Source organism: Acinetobacter sp. BWR-L5 (assembly GCF_039655985.1).
In the GTDB taxonomy this organism is placed as follows: Bacteria; Pseudomonadota; Gammaproteobacteria; order Pseudomonadales; family Moraxellaceae; genus Acinetobacter; species Acinetobacter johnsonii.
The window spans coordinates 17,039-34,804 of the sequence record NZ_JAGFEV010000014.1; the positions used below are offsets into that span (position 1 = coordinate 17,039).

At 40.0% G+C, this 17,766-nt stretch carries 17 protein-coding genes, 1 tRNA gene and 1 pseudogene; 12 read left to right on the forward strand and 7 right to left on the reverse strand.

The features are described 5' to 3' along the window. Window positions 1-174: 174 nt before the first annotated feature. Complete coding sequence (locus JZ787_RS17070; RefSeq protein WP_346312940.1) at window positions 175-768, reverse strand: TetR family transcriptional regulator; 594 nt, start codon at window positions 766-768, stop codon at window positions 175-177. Window positions 769-883: 115 nt separating this feature from the next. On the opposite strand from JZ787_RS17070, the gene JZ787_RS17075 reads away from it, so the two are divergent. Next, window positions 884-2,374: a SmvA family efflux MFS transporter gene (locus JZ787_RS17075; protein WP_346312941.1), complete on the forward strand. Its 1,491-nt coding sequence runs from the start codon at window positions 884-886 to the stop codon at window positions 2,372-2,374. 148 nt (window positions 2,375-2,522) lie between these two features. Here the strand turns inward: JZ787_RS17075 and JZ787_RS17080 are convergent, their stop codons facing one another. Continuing rightward, window positions 2,523-2,879, reverse strand: a complete 357-nt coding sequence (locus JZ787_RS17080; RefSeq protein ID WP_346312942.1) for a hypothetical protein — start codon at window positions 2,877-2,879, stop codon at window positions 2,523-2,525. Window positions 2,880-3,125: 246 nt separating this feature from the next. After that, window positions 3,126-3,202: transfer RNA gene (locus JZ787_RS17085), tRNA-Ile, on the reverse strand. A gap of 646 nt (window positions 3,203-3,848) precedes the next feature. On the opposite strand from JZ787_RS17085, the gene JZ787_RS17090 reads away from it, so the two are divergent. Together JZ787_RS17090 and JZ787_RS17095 are read left to right on the forward strand one after the other, a co-directional pair. Continuing rightward, complete coding sequence (locus JZ787_RS17090; protein WP_346312943.1) at window positions 3,849-4,421, forward strand: 1-acyl-sn-glycerol-3-phosphate acyltransferase; 573 nt, start codon at window positions 3,849-3,851, stop codon at window positions 4,419-4,421. A gap of 261 nt (window positions 4,422-4,682) precedes the next feature. Next, window positions 4,683-5,432 carry a YebC/PmpR family DNA-binding transcriptional regulator gene (locus JZ787_RS17095; protein WP_004693421.1) on the forward strand — a complete coding sequence of 250 codons (750 nt, stop codon included), beginning with the start codon at window positions 4,683-4,685 and terminating at the stop codon, window positions 5,430-5,432. 52 nt (window positions 5,433-5,484) lie between these two features. On the opposite strand, the pseudogene JZ787_RS17100 reads toward JZ787_RS17095, so the two are convergent. From JZ787_RS17100 to JZ787_RS17110, 3 genes and pseudogenes are all read right to left on the reverse strand, one after another. Next, window positions 5,485-5,901: pseudogene (locus JZ787_RS17100) on the reverse strand (GrpB family protein); the annotation flags it as partial. Window positions 5,902-5,964: 63 nt separating this feature from the next. Continuing rightward, the gene (locus JZ787_RS17105; protein WP_004693423.1) at window positions 5,965-6,435 is read right to left on the reverse strand and encodes an Lrp/AsnC family transcriptional regulator; all 471 of its coding nucleotides are present in this window, start codon (window positions 6,433-6,435) and stop codon (window positions 5,965-5,967) included. A 279-nt stretch (window positions 6,436-6,714) separates the two neighbouring features. After that, window positions 6,715-7,479, reverse strand: coding sequence for a glutathione S-transferase family protein (locus tag JZ787_RS17110; protein ID WP_346312944.1), 765 nt, complete (start codon window positions 7,477-7,479; stop codon window positions 6,715-6,717). A 380-nt stretch (window positions 7,480-7,859) separates the two neighbouring features. Between JZ787_RS17110 and JZ787_RS17115 the strand changes: the two genes are divergently transcribed. The 9 genes from JZ787_RS17115 to JZ787_RS17155 all read left to right on the forward strand — a co-directional run bounded on the left by JZ787_RS17115 (window position 7,860) and on the right by JZ787_RS17155 (window position 17,126). Continuing rightward, window positions 7,860-9,062 (forward strand): SfnB family sulfur acquisition oxidoreductase, encoded by a 1,203-nt coding sequence (locus tag JZ787_RS17115; protein WP_346312945.1) that lies wholly within the window; start codon window positions 7,860-7,862, stop codon window positions 9,060-9,062. 10 nt (window positions 9,063-9,072) lie between these two features. Then, on the forward strand, window positions 9,073-10,296 hold the full coding sequence (locus tag JZ787_RS17120) for an SfnB family sulfur acquisition oxidoreductase (protein WP_346312946.1): 1,224 nt from the start codon (window positions 9,073-9,075) through the stop codon (window positions 10,294-10,296). Next, window positions 10,296-11,714, forward strand: a complete 1,419-nt coding sequence (locus JZ787_RS17125; RefSeq protein WP_346312947.1) for an LLM class flavin-dependent oxidoreductase — start codon at window positions 10,296-10,298, stop codon at window positions 11,712-11,714. Before JZ787_RS17120 ends, JZ787_RS17125 begins: the two co-directional genes overlap by 1 nt. Before the next feature lie 22 nt (window positions 11,715-11,736). Continuing rightward, window positions 11,737-12,579 (forward strand): MetQ/NlpA family ABC transporter substrate-binding protein, encoded by an 843-nt coding sequence (locus tag JZ787_RS17130; RefSeq protein ID WP_346312948.1) that lies wholly within the window; start codon window positions 11,737-11,739, stop codon window positions 12,577-12,579. A gap of 9 nt (window positions 12,580-12,588) precedes the next feature. Continuing rightward, a complete protein-coding gene (locus JZ787_RS17135; protein ID WP_346312949.1) occupies window positions 12,589-13,425 on the forward strand; it encodes a MetQ/NlpA family ABC transporter substrate-binding protein in 837 nt (278 codons plus the stop codon). 11 nt (window positions 13,426-13,436) lie between these two features. After that, complete coding sequence (locus JZ787_RS17140; RefSeq protein ID WP_346312950.1) at window positions 13,437-14,507, forward strand: ATP-binding cassette domain-containing protein; 1,071 nt, start codon at window positions 13,437-13,439, stop codon at window positions 14,505-14,507. Then, a complete protein-coding gene (locus JZ787_RS17145) occupies window positions 14,488-15,147 on the forward strand; it encodes a methionine ABC transporter permease (RefSeq protein WP_346312951.1) in 660 nt (219 codons plus the stop codon). Before JZ787_RS17140 ends, JZ787_RS17145 begins: the two co-directional genes overlap by 20 nt. A 333-nt stretch (window positions 15,148-15,480) precedes the next feature. Next, a complete protein-coding gene (gene ychF / locus JZ787_RS17150) occupies window positions 15,481-16,572 on the forward strand; it encodes a redox-regulated ATPase YchF (protein ID WP_004693442.1) in 1,092 nt (363 codons plus the stop codon). A gap of 179 nt (window positions 16,573-16,751) precedes the next feature. After that, the gene (locus JZ787_RS17155) at window positions 16,752-17,126 is read left to right on the forward strand and encodes a hypothetical protein (RefSeq protein ID WP_346312952.1); all 375 of its coding nucleotides are present in this window, start codon (window positions 16,752-16,754) and stop codon (window positions 17,124-17,126) included. Window positions 17,127-17,184: 58 nt separating this feature from the next. Here JZ787_RS17155 and JZ787_RS17160 read toward each other — a convergent pair whose 3' ends face one another. Further along, window positions 17,185-17,724: an Mpo1-like protein gene (locus tag JZ787_RS17160; protein ID WP_286407933.1), complete on the reverse strand. Its 540-nt coding sequence runs from the start codon at window positions 17,722-17,724 to the stop codon at window positions 17,185-17,187. Window positions 17,725-17,766 lie beyond the last annotated feature (42 nt).

Genomic DNA, 17,766 nt, shown 5'->3' on the forward strand with positions numbered 1-17,766 from the left:
TCTTAGAGCTCGATACTAAAAATAGAGATAAGAATTAGATGATTTAGCAGGTATGACTCTCTCGACAAAGCACGAGGTACAGATTCTCCCACGTGCTGTACTAATATTGATTAGACAAAAGCTCATGGGGTACGAAGACCGAATGTCTTAAACAATGAAACATCGAGCTGGAACTTACTGGTATTGAAACAGTTCCATTTTTAGTACCATTTCAACATGGTGCTTAAAGGAATGCTGATCTAAGCCCTTTAAACCGAGTTGATAGATCCCTTCTAAACCACAAACAAAAGCAATCAGCCGCCATGCAATGTCTTGACTAGAACTTGCTGTAGAAACTTTAAATTCTTGCTGAGTAATCCCCTGCTCAATGGTAGCCACTAAAGAGTTATGCCATTGTTCCATTGTTACGTTATAAGCTTTTTTAATTTCCTGATCCTGTTCAATTAAAATCTCAGCCTCATTCCATAAACGTAAATAAGGTTGTGTTTGTTCAATATTTTCAATGCCGAGCAATAAAAATAGGCGTTCAAGACTACTATTGGTTGTGATTTGATCTTCTACTTGATCGAGTTGATTCATCAACTCAATAAATACTTCAGCTTTTAAGTGCGAGCTTGATTCAAAATGATGATGCACTTGTCCAGTCGAAACTTGGGCTTCAGCGGCAATCCTACGCACAGTTAAACCATTAAGCCCTTCTAGTAGTGCTACGCGTTTTGCTGCATCTAAAATCATCGTACGACGCTGTTCACGGTTTAAATAGTTCATTGCATTAGTATTCAACAGAGTTTACAAAACAGATATTAAACAAAGTTGGACACTTGTTCAAGTGTGGATATAATAAGCAAACTTGAACAAGCGTCCAACTTTAATTAGGTGTTTTATGTCCCGCAAATGGGTGATTTTGGCAATCATCGTACTCATTTATTTACCTGTTTCAATTGATGCAACAGTACTCCATGTTGCGATCCCGACATTGAGTTCAACACTCTCTTTGTCAGCCAATGAAATGTTATGGGTCATCGATATTTATTCGCTGATTATGGCTGGGCTAATTCTGCCAATGGGCGCGTTGGGAGATCGTATTGGCTTTAAGCGCCTGATGTTAATTGGCGCAAGTATTTTTGGTGTGGCTTCATTGATGGCCGCATTTGCAAATTCAGCTTATATGTTGATTGCAGCCAGAGCCTTTTTAGGTGTCGGGGCAGCCATGATTTTACCGGCAACTTTGGCTGGTGTTCGAAACACCTTCTTAGATGAAAAACAGCGAAATTATGCTTTAGGAGTTTGGGGAACCGTTGGCGGCGGTGGTGCTGCTTTTGGTCCGCTTTTAGGTGGCTTTATATTGGAACACTTTTCATGGGGTGCGGTATTCCTCATTAATGTTCCCATTATTATTCTTGTACTCATTTTGACTATATGGCTGGTCCCTAAACAAACAGTGCAAACCAAACAGCCTTTGAACCTGTTACAAGCACTGATCTTAGTGATCGCAATTTTAATGCTGATCTATTCGATTAAAACCTCGATCTACGCTTTTAGTTTTTGGATAGTGTTGGTTTTTGCTGTTGGATTATGCTTATTGGTAGGCTTCGTTCGGCATCAACTCCGTGCAGTTCAACCGATGATTGACTTTAGCTTATTTAAGAATCCCGTCATCTCAACCAGTATTGTGATGGCAATGGTTGCCATGATTGCACTGGTAGGTTTTGAATTATTGCTTTCTCAAGAATTACAGTTTGTGTATGGCTATACACCGCTTGAAGCGGGTCTCTTTATTTTACCGTTTATGATTGCTATCAGTATTGGCGGGCCTTTCACCAGTGTTCTGATGAACCATTACGGTTTACGTCCTGTAGCGACAGTGGGCATGTTGATGTGTGCTGTATGTTTCTTTGGTTTAGCCATGACCGATTTTGGTACACATTATATTCAAGCTTGGGTATGGATGGTGTTGATGGGTATCAGTGTTGAAATTGCATTATTGTCTTCTACAGCAGCCATTATGTCTGCCGTTTCCCCTGAAAAAGCAACCGCAGCTGGAGCAATTGAGGGTATGGCTTATGAGCTCGGGGCTGGTTTGGGAGTTGCTATTTTTGGATTGTTACTTTCATTATTCTATGCCCAAGCCATTGTTTTACCAGAGATGCTACCTGCAAATATGCTTACTGAAGCAAGCTCTTCAATAGGTGAAGCGATCTCACTGCTTCGACATTTGGACCCAGCGTTGATGCAAGAGCTTAAACAAGCAGCTTCAGACGCTTTTATTCATTCACATAGTAAAGTGCTCACTATTTCAGGTGTGATTTTTTTAATTCTCTCTATCTTTGTTTGGCGAGCCTTACCAGATAAAGTTCAATCTATTGACTCATAAATTCTATATAATATTCAATCACTTATAATCAACAATAATGGAGCTTTATGCAATAGCTTGCATAAAGCTTTATTTAACTAATCAGCACGGCTTGATAACTTGAAATTTTAAACGATGAATAGTCACTAAAGTTTTAGACATGAGTTATTTATAGATCTTCAATTACATTTAGTATTATGACATTTTCAATATTTTTAGGGTCGTATTTGATTGTTACGCTTTTTCCAACGGCATATTTTGCAGTATCACTTTTTCTCATGATCACTTTAAATTTATCAGTGAGAATTTCATTTCCATCGATGTTGAGACGCAACTGCATAAAAAATAGCGGTTGATATTGAACTTTAATAAGAGAATCTAAGTAATAAACAATTTCAGCCTCTGTCTCTTTGCCTCTTATAGACCTACAGATCTTATAGTAAATATCTTTTAATAATATTTTCCAGAACACTAATATTACAAGCCCGCCAATTATAAACGAGAAAAAAATGAGTAACGGATTCACCAAATAAGCCCTCATAGTGACCAAACTTGCCTTAGCCAATCTCTATTTTAAAAAGACATTTAGGAAATATGAGATTGATTCAGATGGTCATACGTCAGAATTAAAACCTTCAAAATGAAATTCAATGACAAGACAACATTATAAGTATTTAAGCTTTCTGATTTTTTTATTGCTTACATAGTGCTTACAAGAAATTAACTATAAAAAAACCACTTAGGATTAATACACCTAAGTGGTTGATATATATGGTGGGCCCACACAGACTTGAACTGTGGACCAACGGATTATGAGTCCGCTGCTCTAACCAACTGAGCTATAGGCCCTAATATACTGAATTTGTTATATATCAACAAGTTCAGGCGAAATGAATACTAGCGAAGATTTTTTCAAAAGACAAGCTTTTTCATACATGGTTGTACACTATCCAAACAATCAGGAAAATTTAGATCATCAAACTGACACATCAGGTCTTCCACGATCTTTGAGTTACATAATAAGACTCAAAAGCACTTATAAATACTAGAATAATAAAATTTAATTAAATTGGATAAAAACTAAATACCGGCTTTTTCTTTTTTTCGTGACTCAATGAAAAACTCAACAATTGACCAAATAACCACCAAAACAAAGAGAACGATTGCACATAAAAAAGTCGAAAGATAAGCCATTTTAACAATCCTGAGCTTTGTTAAACCAAAGTTAAAGTGTGAAAATGCACACTTTAATCTTAGACCAAAGTCTAATCTGTCATTTAGATTATGAATAGTGGTATTTTCATTTTCAGCATATTTATTTTCTATTTGATTAGATTTAAAACATCTTAGTATTCAATTCTTGCCCTCTCCTTGTTCAACTGATGAGGATTCAAAACGATTCATAAAAGTGGCAAATGCAATCAAGTAGGACTTGACTCAAACCGCAAACAAGCAGACATTAGCCTCTTTAAAAAACACTTGTATTTTTATGCTCATGTTAAAAAAATTCATTGGTGAGTCTGCGTTTAAACTCGCAGGCTGGAAATATCATGTAGAACCAAACGTTTTGGAAGACAAGCAAGTCATTATTGGATTTGAACATACTTCTATGTTGGATGCTGTCTTGTCACTGGCGATTTTTCAAATCTATGATATGAAAATTCATACCCTGATTAAAAAAGAATTATTTAAAGGGCCAATGAAGCCCATACTCGAAGCCATTGGCGGTATCGCGGTCGATCGTAAGTCAAATAAAGACATTGTGTCTCAAATGGTTGAACACTTTACTCAAAATAAAAAATTCAATTTAGTCATTGCACCTGAAGCGACACGTGCCAAAACAAGTGAAGTACGTAAACCTATTCGTACTGGTTTTTGGCATATTGCTAAAGCAGCAAATGTCCCTATTGTGCTGATGTACGCGAACTCAAAAACCAAGCAAGGCGGTATTTTTGGAAAAATCTACCCAACAGATCTAGATCATGACTTAGCGCTTATTAAAGCACTTTATAAAGAGCATGTTGGTTTAGATATTGAGATTCCTGAAACTAAGACTGCTGCACAATAAGGTCGTTTAATTATCCTAAATGAATGAGAAGACGCTACTCTTTTAGGTCTCTGTGAGTGTTTCCCAACAGTTAATTTTTAAAGTGAACTGCCTCACAGGGTAAATTTTAAATAACTGGCTTTATTTCAAACAATTTTAATTCTTTTTTTGTTTGTTCAGGCACTTTTCAGAAAAACACCTACTTTCGCATAAAAAAGTGCTTATGGTAGAATTTGCACAATTTGATAGGCACAAAGCCAATCTACAAGGAGCATATTTCGCATGGCGGGTCATTCCAAGTGGGCCAATATTAAGCATCGTAAAGCAAAACAAGATGCTAGCCGTGGTAAACTTTTTACCAAATTTATTCGTGAATTAACAACTGCTGCAAAGCTTGGCGGTGGTGATGCTGCAAGCAACCCACGTCTTCGTGCGGTTGTAGAAAAAGCACTTTCTGTAAATATGACACGTGACGTCATCAACCGTGCAATCCAACGTGGTGCTGGTGGTGAAGATAACGATGATTTAAAAGAAATTACCTACGAAGGTTATGGTGTTGGTGGAGTTGCAGTTATTGTAGAAACTATGACTGACAACTTAAACCGTACTGTACCAGATGTCCGTCACTGTTTCTCAAAAACAGATGGTAACTTAGGCACAAATGGTTCAGTTGCTTTCTTGTTCACAAAACGTGGTGAGATCACTTTTGAAGATGTATCTTTAGAAGATCAAATCATGGACGTGGCACTTGAAGCAGGTGCTGAAGATATCGAAGTCGATGAAGATGAAATCTTAGTCATTACTACACCTGAATCTTTTGGTGATGTACAAGATGCTTTAACTGCTGCAGGTTTAAAATCGGACAATGCTGAAGTGGTCATGAGCCCTTCAACTAAAGCCGAAATCACCGATATCGACCAAGCGAAAAAGATTATGAAAATGATTGATATGCTTGAAGATTTAGATGATGTACAAAACGTATATACCAACGTTGAATTCTCTGACGCGGTATTGGCAGAATTAGACGCCTAATCTACTGCTTTATAAAAATGCGTTCTCAAACATAACTTTGAGAGCGCATTTTTTATGGCTGATTGAATACACTTTCAATAAATTTTGCTTTTTTAGATCGATATTCATCCATCGTTAAATGTTGGCTGTCTTGTTTTAATTGGTTATACGCCATCACTATTTTTTGATTTTCCAACAAGCGATCACGAAAGATCAGAAAACTTTACCACCGAGCGTTTTTCACGACCAATTGAATAGTAACATCATCCTGCTGTAGCGACTCTAGCATACACAGTTCATGCGTTCTTAAAGTATCAAGCTTTTCAACAAAACCTAAACTGGAAATACTAACGATGGCTGAGTCAAAATCTACAGCATCAACAGCCACATAAATATCCAAATCACCTTTAGAAACTGCATAAGGAATGGCAGATGAACCAATATGTTCAATCTGTGCTTTGGGTATGAGAGCTAAAAGTTGTCGCTGGTAGTATACAAATTTTTGATGTCAAGATGCTTGATATTCAGTAGCTGCATAGAACCTCAGCATACGCTAAACCTTACTCAACAAACCGCTACAGTTAAATACATTATATTCTTTAATCACAAAGCTTGAGTGCAGTGCCACCACATGTTCGATTTTACCAATGCGTTTGAGTAAAATATCACTATAGTTTTCCATATCTCTTGCCACAACTTCAACAATAAAGTCTGCCGACTGCCCCGTTACTAAAAAGGCATTGGTCACTTCAGGAATATTTTCTAGCTCTTCTAAAAACTTGGAAAAAGTGTCGGTATCGTGCTTGCTCAAAGATACTTGTAGCAAAACATGTAGACTAAAACCGAGCTTTTGATAGTTAATATCACGCTTAACTTTGGTCATAATGTCGTTATCAATGAGGTGCTTAATACGACGATGTACTGAACTGACCGATAGATTAATACGCTCTGATAATTCGTTTAGATTGATATCTTCATTACTTAAAATTTCTAAAATTTGCTTATCAAAACGATCTAATTCCATTATTTAACTCTCATGACAACTTATGTTTATAGGTGTTTATTTTATATTAAGCATTTCAAATGAAAGATAAAGCTTATTTGCATTTTTTTTCATATATTTTGAGATTGATAAAAAGATATCAGCTTTTTCAAACAAAGAGTGCCATGATCTTTTACAAAGTTGCAAATCAACTGAGAAAATTTCTATTCAGCTTCTATAAATCGTGATATTGAAAATACAAGAAAGGCAAAGGCTGTCTGTATCACACATCACCCTTGCCTTGTTTGGCTTAAGCTTATTTTAAACGCCGCGCCAGTCGACTCGAGCATTGCGCTCGGTTTGATAGACTCTTAAAACATACTGCCCCAAGGGTAAATTGGTTAAATAGGTTTTATAAGCACTAAATTCTTCAGATAGACTTTCCTCATGGTCTTTTTCCCAAGGTGTCCCTTTAATTTCCAGCACAGGCGCCAACATCGAACACACAGCAATATCGGCCAAACCTAAACGATCCCCGATAAAGTAACGTCCATGATTAGCAATTAACTTCTCATTCAATACTTCAATTAAACGCTGCATTTCAGCTTTGGAATGCTCTATTTTCTCTGCATTCAACTCATAGCCTTTCGACATCAAAGTTTTCATTAAAGGTTTGGTGTATTTTTCAAATTTACGTAAATAGCCCTTTTCGCCCAACATAATCTGTAACGATTGATCGTTATCGGACAATGCATGGGCCAACCCCCAACGACGCACATGCAATCCCAAATCATTGGCTAATGCATTAACATCTAAAGCCTCTTTACGAAGCTGTGCTTCATTACGTAACAGTCGATGTTCTGGATAACGCTCATCAAGATATAACGCAATCTCGGTGGTATCAGCGACCCATTTGTCCTGATCACGCAAAATAGGCAGTTTATTTTGACCGGTCTTTAACTGTGCAAATGCCCGGTGAACCCCAGGCACCACATTTTGTGCGACAAAATCTAGCTCTTTATGATCGAGCAACCAGCGAGCTTTCTCACAAAAATGAGATAAAGGAAACTGGTATAAAGTTCTCATAAATGCTCCACATTTATTTTTCTATTTTGGCTTTTCAGAAAAGCCATCTATTTCAGTTGGATACTTTAGTCACTGTATTTAGGATTTACAATGTACTTTTTACTCAAAACTGCCTAGCAAATGTTCAATAGCCTTTATCAAATTTATACGTTTTTTTCTCTACAATATCTCAAATCTTGATAAGTAAGACTTTGATCATCCCACTCAGTCCTCAGTTAAATTAGTTATTCCTTATTTTTCAAATGCTTAACATATCATCTAAATGTTTAAACTTAGCATATTTTATTTTTAACTTTTTAGCTGCTAAGTAATTCAAAATCCTTCATTTAATCATTCAAGCAATCCCAAGTAGCGTATAGGCATTAAGTAAAGGTGCTTTTATGTCTCATACACTCTCTAAAAATATTCACGTGATACAAAATGATCAGGATGCGATTAATGCAGCCTATCATGTCGCTGACTTTGCCTTAGAAGGTCGGGATCAACGTGATCAGAACCGTCAGCTTCCTTTTGCTGAAGTCGAGTTATTTAGCCAAAAAGGATTAGGCGGGATTCGTATTCCTCAAGCTTTTGGAGGCGCATTTGTTTCCAACAAAACCTTAGCTCAGGTTTTTCGCATTATTAATAAAGCCGACTCAAGTGTTGGCCAAATTCCACAAAACCAAATTGCGCTGCTCAACATGATTGATATCTTGGGCAGCGAACAACAAAAACAGTTTATTTTTAATGAAATATTAAACGGCAAACGCCTTGCCAATGGCGGCCCCGAACGAAATACCAAAGACACTAAAACTCTGAGTACGACATTAAGTATTGAAAATGGTCATTACTATGTCGATGGTGAAAAGTTCTACTCTACAGGCAGTAGCTTTGCCCATTGGTTAGCTATTAAAGCCATTCACCCTGAAGGATATGTGGTACTGACGCTTGTTGATGCCACAGCACAAGGCGTTGAAGTCATCGATAACTGGAACGGTTTTGGTCAGCGTACAACTTCAAGCGGCACAGTAAAATTACAACGGGTTGAAGTCGATCCACTACTTATCTTTGATGAGCGGAAACTGGCTGAAGACGTTAATTATCGCGGTGCTTTCTCGCAGTTAATGCAAGTTGCAATTGATGTCGGTATTGCAGAAGCCGCATTTGAAGACACTTTGTCAGCAGTGAAAAAAGCCCGACCAATTGTCGATGCGCAAGTTGAGAAAGCCAGTTTTGAACATTACACCTTACAAGAAGTCGGCAAATCCGCAGTCCTGTTAGATGCCGCGATCCTACTGCTCGATGAAGCTGCTGAATATTTAGATGAGCTCGACCAACTGAGCGTTGTCAGTGCCGAACAAGCAGCTAAAGCCTCTATCTTAGTCGCCGAAGCAAAGGTCTATGCTAATGATGCTGCACTACAAATTTCTGAAAAACTCCTAGAGCTTGGCGGCAGTCGTTCGAGCCTAAGCCAACATAATTTAGATCAACATTGGCGCAATGCACGTGTGCATACCTTACACGACCCGATCCGCTGGAAGCTGCATGCACTGGGTAACTACTATTTGAACAACACTTTCCCTGCTCGCCACGCCTGGATTTAAGGAGAACATTATGACTTCATTTCAACCTATTCTTCCACTTCAATCCAAAAATGCAGCGTATGCACATATTATTCAAAGCGATGCCGAAGCCTTAGAGATTGCCAAAAATTTGGCTGAGCAGTTTAAACATCAGGCCATCCAACGTGATGCTGAACGAATTTTGCCTTTTGAGGAAATCGAAGCCTATAGCCAATCTGGGCTTTGGGCTATTACTGTTCCGAAGGAATTCGGGGGCGCAGATGTTTCAAGCTATACGGTCGCGCAAATTATCGCACTGATGAGTGGTGTAGATGGTTCGATTGGACAAATTCCCCAGAACCATTTCTATGCCTTAGAGGTTTTACGTAACAACGGTACTGAACAACAAAAGCGTAAACTCTATGCAGAAGTGCTCAAAGGGGCACGCTTTGGTAATGCCTTGGCAGAGTTTAAAACTAAAAATGCAACACAAAAACAAACTGCACTCAGCCAAACTGAACAAGGCTATGTGGTCAATGGTGAAAAGTTTTATTGCACAGGCAGTCTGTTTGCAGACCGTATCCCCACCTTAGTCAAAGATGCCGATGACAAAGATTTTCTGGTCTTTATCCCACGGAGTAGCCAAGGACTCGAACTGATTGATGATTGGTCTGGTTTTGGTCAACGCACCACAGGCAGCGGTACAGTCAAATTCAATCATGTCGCTGTAGATGCCGAAGATATTGTTCCTTTCGATACCGCTTTTTCTAGGCCGACTCTGGTTGGGCCTTTTGCGCAAATTATGCATGCTGCCATTGAAACAGGCATTGCACGTGCTGCTTTTGAGGAAACACTGGTTCGTGTGCGTCAGGCTCGGCCGTGGATTGACTCTGCTGTTGATCAGGCAACTGATGACCCTTTAACACAGTTTGAACTAGGACGCGTGGTTGCCGATGTGCGTGCCAGTGAAGTCCTACTCAAACAAGCGGCTCGTTCAATCGATGCAGCACGTCCCCAACCAACCATAGAGAACATTGCAAAAGCTTCTCTCGATGTAGCGAAAGTTCGTGCACATAGCACAGAAACCGCATTAAAAGCCGCTTCGAAATTGATTGAACTGGCAGGCAGTCGTGGTAGTCAGCGTGAAGATGGCCTAGACCGTTTTTGGCGTAATGCCCGTGTTCACACGCTACATGATGCGTCACGTTGGAAATATTACTTCATTGCCAATTATCTTCTTAACGGTGTACTTCCGCCACGCAGAGGGACATTGTAATGACACTATCATCTCAAAATAAAACCGCGAAACAAATCATCCTGAATGCCTTTGATATGAATAGCGTAGGTCACATCAATCACGGTTTGTGGACACACCCACGAGATGAGTCACATCGTTTTAATGAGCTCAACTATTGGACAGATTTGGCGCAAACTTTAGAGCAAGGTTTATTTGATGGTTTATTTATCGCCGACATTACGGGTGTCTACGACGTTTATCAAAATGGTCTGGATTTAACCCTAAAAGAGTCGATTCAGCTTCCAAGCCACGACCCAAGTACCCTCGTTTCTGCCATGGCGGCCATTACACAGCACTTAGGTTTTGGTGTCACTGTAAATTTGAGCTATGAGTCGCCTTACCAATTTGCACGGCGCTTTGCGAGCCTCGATCATTTAACCCATGGTCGTATTGGGTGGAACATTGTCACGGGTTACTTAGACAGCGCAGAACGGTTAATTGGTCAAAAAGGTTTAAAAGATCACGACTTGCGTTATGAACAAGCTGAAGAGTTTCTCGAACTTTGCTATAAATTTTGGGAGGGTTCTTGGGAAGACGATGCCGTCCAAAAAGATAAGTTAAACCGTGTCTTTACCGACCCTTCAAAAGTTCATGCCATACAGCATCAAGGCAAATTTTTCCAAAGTCAGGGCGTTTTTCAGGTTTCCCCATCTATACAGCGCACGCCTGTACTTTATCAAGCGGGCGCTTCAAGCAAAGGCTTAGCCTTTGCAACTCAACATGCTGAAGCCATGTTTATTGGTGCTGACACACCTGAAAAACTGAAACAGCAAGTCGATAAGATTCGTGCACTTGCCTTAAGCCATGGCCGTGATGAGCAAGCCATTAAACTCTTTGTTGGCATTAGTGTAGTGACGGCAGAAACGGACGAACTCGCACAAGAAAAACTGGCCGAATATATTCGCTATGCCAGTCCAGAAGCAGGTTTGGCGCATTTTTCCAGTTCAGTCGGAATTGATTTAGCGCAGTTCACAGATGATGAAGCGATTCCTTATAAACAAACCAATAGCATTGCCTCGGTCAATAACAAATTTAAAGAGCAAAAAGTTACGCGAACGGATTTGAAAGCCCAACATGTACTCGGTGGACGCTATCCACTGATTGTCGGGAGTGGAAAAACTGTAGCAAAAAAACTCATTCAGCTCATAGATGAAACTGGCGTAGATGGCTTTAATCTCACACGAACCGTTGCCCCAGAGTCACATCAAGACTTTATTCGTTGGGTCATCCCAGAATTACAAGAGCGTGGCCGTTATAAAACTGCCTATGAAACAGGTAGTTTACGCCACAAATTATTCGCTCAAGGTGACCGACTGGCCGCAGACCACCCAGTACAGCAGTATCGATGTCAAAGCTCATCCCCTGATTCTAAAACACAGCAAAAACAAACCGCATAAATTTTAAAATAAGAGAAATATCATGGCTCAAACTGCAAAAACAAAATTTACCATTATTGGGGTAATTGTCGCTGCCATCGTCATTGCACTGGTGGCGTGGTCTTATCATAAAAAATCGAGTAGCACTGAACTGGTGATTGGGATCAGCCCACCCTTTGCCAATCCGTTAAAGGTGGCTGTGGAAGAAGCGAAACAGCAAGGTATCAAGGTCAAACTGGTCGAGTTTTCGGATTGGAATACCCCCAATATCACGCTCAACCATGGTGATATTGATGCCAACTATTTTCAGCATCAGCCCTTCTTAGATAACGCCATTAAAGAAACCCAATTTAAACTCAAAGCACTGGATAAAGGCGTCACCACACACGTCGGTTTATATTCAAAAAAATATGACTCGATTGCCGCGATTCCTGAAAATGCACGTACAGTTATTCCAAATGATCCAGTGAATCAAGGTCGTGCGCTTTTACTGTTACAACAGGCTAAATTGATTAGCTTAAAAGACCCAAACAATCATCTATCTAACCTGCAAGATATTGTGAGCAATCCTAAAAAGCTCCAGTTTATTGAAGTTGAAGGTCCACAAACTGCACGTGCCGTTGATGATGCTGACTTGGTCTTTAGCTATCCACATTATTTACGTCTTGCAAAAACCATTGACCCAAATGATGCACTGATCTTAGATGACAACACCAATACTCTGTATTCGATTTTATTTGTGGTGCGTGACGACTACCAACAGCAACATCCAGAGAAAGCCGCGCAACTTGAAAAGTTCATCAAAATTTATCAAACATCTGACAAAGTTAAACAGACTTTGAATAGTGAAATTGGTGAAAAACTTTGGTTCCCAGGTTGGAAGTGAGTATAAGCCATGACGCAATCTTTCACTCAAAATCGAAAAAAATGGCTGATTGGCTTAAGCATCATCATGACAATTTTTGCTCTAGCGGGTTACCGCTATAGCAAAAGCCATGTGCAAGATGATGTCTTAACGATTGGCATTAGCCCACCTTATGCCGAACTGCTGCAAAGCGTGGCAGATGAGGTAAAGAAACAAGGCATTCAGGTCAAACTGGTTGAATTCTCGGACTGGCATGCGCCAAATGTTGCTGTGCAAAATGGTGACATTGATGCCAATTTTTTTCAGCAAAGTGTCTTTCTGAGCAATGCGATTCGCGAAACAAATTATGATTTGCATGCATTCGCCACAGGAACAGGAAGTCATGTCGGACTGTATTCAAAAAAATATAAGTCCTTAGATGCACTACCAGCTCAAGCACGTGTGGTCATCCCCAATGACCCTGTAAACTCGGCACGTGCTCTAATTTTACTGCATCGTGCGGGATTGATTCAGCTCAAAGACATTAACAATGAACTGTCTACCGTAAAAGATATTGTGAGCAATCCTAAACAGCTTCAGTTTATTGAAGTAGAAGGCCCACAAACTGCCCATGCGTTTAATGATGCCGATTTAATTTTTGGCTTCCCGCATTATTTAAAAATGGCCAAGGTCACAGATCCGCATCATGCCCTTTTTCTTGACCCGATAGACAAGAAATACGCCATCTTATTTGTGACACGTAAAGACTATCCAGATCAAAACCAAAAACTTGCGACTTTTGTGCAAGCATTTCAAAACTCAAAACACGTTCAAGAAATTTTAGACCGTGATTTTGGCCAAGGTCTGTGGTTTGAAGGCTGGAAATAAGGAGAAAAAGAATGGTCAGCTTTGGTTCTCATGTGGATTTTTCAATTCCACATATCAAAATTCGTAACTTAAACAAACACTATGCAGTACAAGGGCATACTGTACATGCACTCAAAAATATTGACCTCGATATCCCGACAGGTAAAGTGTTTGGCATTATTGGCAAAAGTGGTGCAGGTAAATCCTCCCTGATCCGCACCTTAAATGGTTTAGAACGTATCAGTGAAGGTCATATTCATATTCATCAGCAAGACTTGGCAACATTAAGCCATACTGAACTGATTCAGCTCCGCCAACGCATTGGCATGATTTTCCAGCATTTTAATCTAATGTCTGCCAAAACAGTCTATGAAAATGTCGCACTGCCCCTCAAAGTGGCCAATTATCCCAAACAAGACATCGAACAACGTGTCAACGAAGTTTTACAATTGGTCGGGCTGAGCGATAAGACTCAGCACTACCCATCACAACTGTCTGGCGGTCAAAAGCAGCGTGTCGGCATTGCCCGTGCATTGGTTCACCATCCTGAAATTTTACTCTGTGATGAAGCAACATCTGCACTCGATCCAGAAAGCACCTCTGTGGTGTTGTCCCTGCTCAAAGAGATTAATCAAAAGTTAGGTATCACCATTGTATTGATTACCCATGAAATGCAAGTGATTCGGGAAATCTGCGATCAGGTCGTGGTCATCGATGCTGGTGAAATTGTGGAATCAGGCGAAGTATGGTCGGTGTTCTCTCAACCCCAACAAAGCATTACCCAAGAACTACTGAATCTAGAACAACTCGATTTGCCTTTTCGCTTAAATGCTGTACCTACGCAGCTCGATACACATGCCATTTTCAAAATTCGCTCGACTTCAGATGCGCATCATCCCCTTGACTTAAAACATATTTTGGATCATTTCCCACAAACTGTGCATTTGTATCAAAGTCAGGTCGACACCATCCAAAACCATTTAATTGGAACATTGGTTATTGCTGTTCCTACACAGAATTTAGAAATTCAATCGTTACTACAAAAACTAAAAGCACATGTGACACATGTAGAGGTACTGGGCTATGCACGACCAACTCATTGATTTATTACTGACAGGCACCATCGACACCTTAATCATGGTCGGCGCATCTGCGTTTTTTGCCTTACTCATTGGTCTGCCAATGGCAGTGGTTCTGGTCAGTACCTCTGAGCATGGCATTTATCCCTCTAAAAGTATTAACCATAGCTTAGGCTGGTTGGTGAATATCACCCGTTCCGTTCCCTTCCTTATTTTGATGGTGGCCCTGATTCCACTCACACGTTGGATTGTAGGCACCAGTTATGGTGTTTGGGCAGCAGTTGTCCCTTTAACCTTAGCAGCAACCCCCTTTTTTGCTCGAATTGCAGAAGTCAGTTTACGCGAAGTGGATCAAGGGTTAATTGAGGCTGCGCAAGCTATCGGCTGTAACCGTACTCAAATCATTTGGCATGTGTTGTTACCTGAGGCACTACCAGGAATTGTCGCAGGTTTTACCGTGACCATTGTGACCATGATTAACTCCTCTGCCATTGCAGGTGCAATTGGTGCTGGCGGTTTAGGCGATATTGCCTATCGATATGGTTATCAGCGTTTTGATATGCAGATCATGTTGGCCGTGATGGTCGTGCTTGTAATTTTGGTGATGTGTGTGCAAGCAATTGGAGACAATCTGGCAAATCAACTCGATAAAAGGAAGGTTTAATCCCATTTCCCAAATAAAGCAGAGACTATACTGTCCACTTAAGTTTTTTAGCCCCTCCTTTTCCGAGGAGGGCGTTTCAATATGAACTTCACACCATTTTCATGAAAGACTCCATTCCTTACATAGACAATGATCTACATGCAATTGACCTCTTAAATCTAGTTTCTTTATTAAAGGAAAAGACCTAAAAGACTCGTACACAGGGCTTAAATGAGGAAGTTCTGCCCACAACACGATTTACAACTTTGATTCTTCTCCCCTGAGACCTGACTTTGTCATGGCTTTCATGTAAAATCACTGGCAATTTTTATATAACACGTTGTGAGTTATTTCATGGGTTTTAATTGCGGTATTGTCGGCTTGCCGAACGTTGGTAAATCTACACTTTTCAATGCATTGACTAAAGCTGCTATTGCTGCTGAAAACTTCCCATTCTGTACCATTGAACCAAACACAGGCATCGTTCCTGTGCCAGATCCACGTTTAGACAAATTAACAGCGATTGTAAAACCTCAACGTGTGATTCCAACGACAATGGAATTTGTAGACATTGCAGGTTTAGTTGCGGGTGCATCTAAAGGTGAAGGCTTGGGGAACCAATTTCTTGCAAACATCCGTGAAACAGATGCAATTGCTCACGTTGTACGTTGTTTTGAAGATGAAAACGTCATTCACGTTAACGGTAAAATTGACCCGCTTGATGACATCGCAACCATCAATACGGAACTTGCACTTGCTGACTTAGAAACTGTGACAAAAGCAGTGACTCGTTTAGCAAAATCTGCAAAAGGTGGCGACAAAGAAGCGCTTGCAACCAAAGCGGTTTTAGACAAAATTTTACCTTTACTTGATGAAGGCAAACCTGCTCGTGCAGCTGACCTAGATGATGACGAACGTAAATTGGTTCGCGGTTTTGGCTTAATGACTTTAAAACCAACCATGTATATTGCGAACGTTGCAGAAGATGGTTTTGAAAATAACCCGCATTTAGATGCTGTGAAAAAACTTGCAGCTGAAGAAAATGCAATCGTCGTTCCGCTTTGCAACCAAATCGAAGCTGAAATTTCACTGCTTGAAGATGAAGACCGTGCTGAGTTCCTTGAAGCTTTAGGCATGGAAGAACCAGGTCTAAACGTGGTAATTCGCGCAGGCTACGGTCTTTTAGGTTTACAGACTTACTTCACGGCGGGTGTACAAGAAGTTCGTGCTTGGACCGTTAAAGTAGGTGCAACTGCACCACAAGCGGCGGGTGTAATCCACACTGACTTCGAAAAAGGCTTTATCCGTGCTGAATGTGTTGCTTATAACGACTTCGTTCAATACAACGGTGAAGCAGGCGCGAAAGAAGCAGGTAAATGGCGTTTAGAAGGTAAAACATACATCGTTCAAGACGGTGATGTTCTACACTTCCGCTTTAACGTATAAGTCGTTCCGAATATAAAAAAACCCGATACCAATCGGGTTTTTTTATAAGCTTAAAAACAGCATTAAATAACATATGAACACCTGATCCGTTTGGATCTCACACAATATTATAACTTCTATTCTTTCGCATTATCGCTAATTTAATCACAGGCACTAATGCCTTCATTGAACAAACGAAAATGAAAAAGATCAGCACATTTATTGCAGCAGGTTTATTCACAACGCTTAGCGCTACAGCATTTGCATGCCCACAAGGAACAACACTGTCGGGTGGTACAGGTGCAAATCATAAAGGTGGTAAGTGCGTCACAACCATGAACGTGGCGAAACATGATCAGGCAATGAAACAAGACAAAACAGCCAAACACGATCCAGCCATGAAGCAAGATAAAATATCCAAACATGATCCAGCCATGAAGCAAGATAAAATGCTGAAACATGATTCAATGAAAGCCAATGATATGACTAATAAGTCCCATAAAGATGCTCATGCTCCAAGCCCGAATACACCCAAAGCTCAACCAGATATACATAAAGTCGTGAAGACATCTTAAAACAGCATAAAAAAGCCAGTGAAATTCACTGGCTTTTTTTATCGATAAAATAATTCAGTTAATGTGATGTCACAGAGACATGTTTATTATCCATTGCAGCACGCTGTTTACGTGCTTCATCCAACATACGTTGTTCTATATCTTTTCTAAAACCAAGCATAAATATCATTTCCGCCAAAACAAATAATGGACCTATGGCTAAGCCAATCACATCATCCATAAAGGCCGGTTTTTTCTTCTCATAGAAATGCCCGACAAACTGAAATGCCCAGCCGACAACAAAAATACCAACACTGAGACCTAACCAAAGACCCAAATCAAACTGTGCAATTTTATACGCCAATGGATAAGCCATGGCATAGATCACTAGCATGATCACACCAAAAATTCGATCTAGGCTTAAGTAGTAAACAATACTCGCTAAAATCAAAACCATCGCCAAGGTAATTTCAAAACTGCCAATAGTCATGCCAGCTCTCGCGGTTAAGCACATAATTGAAAACACAATCAGCGGAATACCCACAAAGTGGGTCACGATATTTTTATGATCAAGATGATAAGCTGCATACTGACTTAATAATTTTTCTAATTTACTCATACTGTATTTCCTTATTGCATGATATTGATCACGATATAGAAT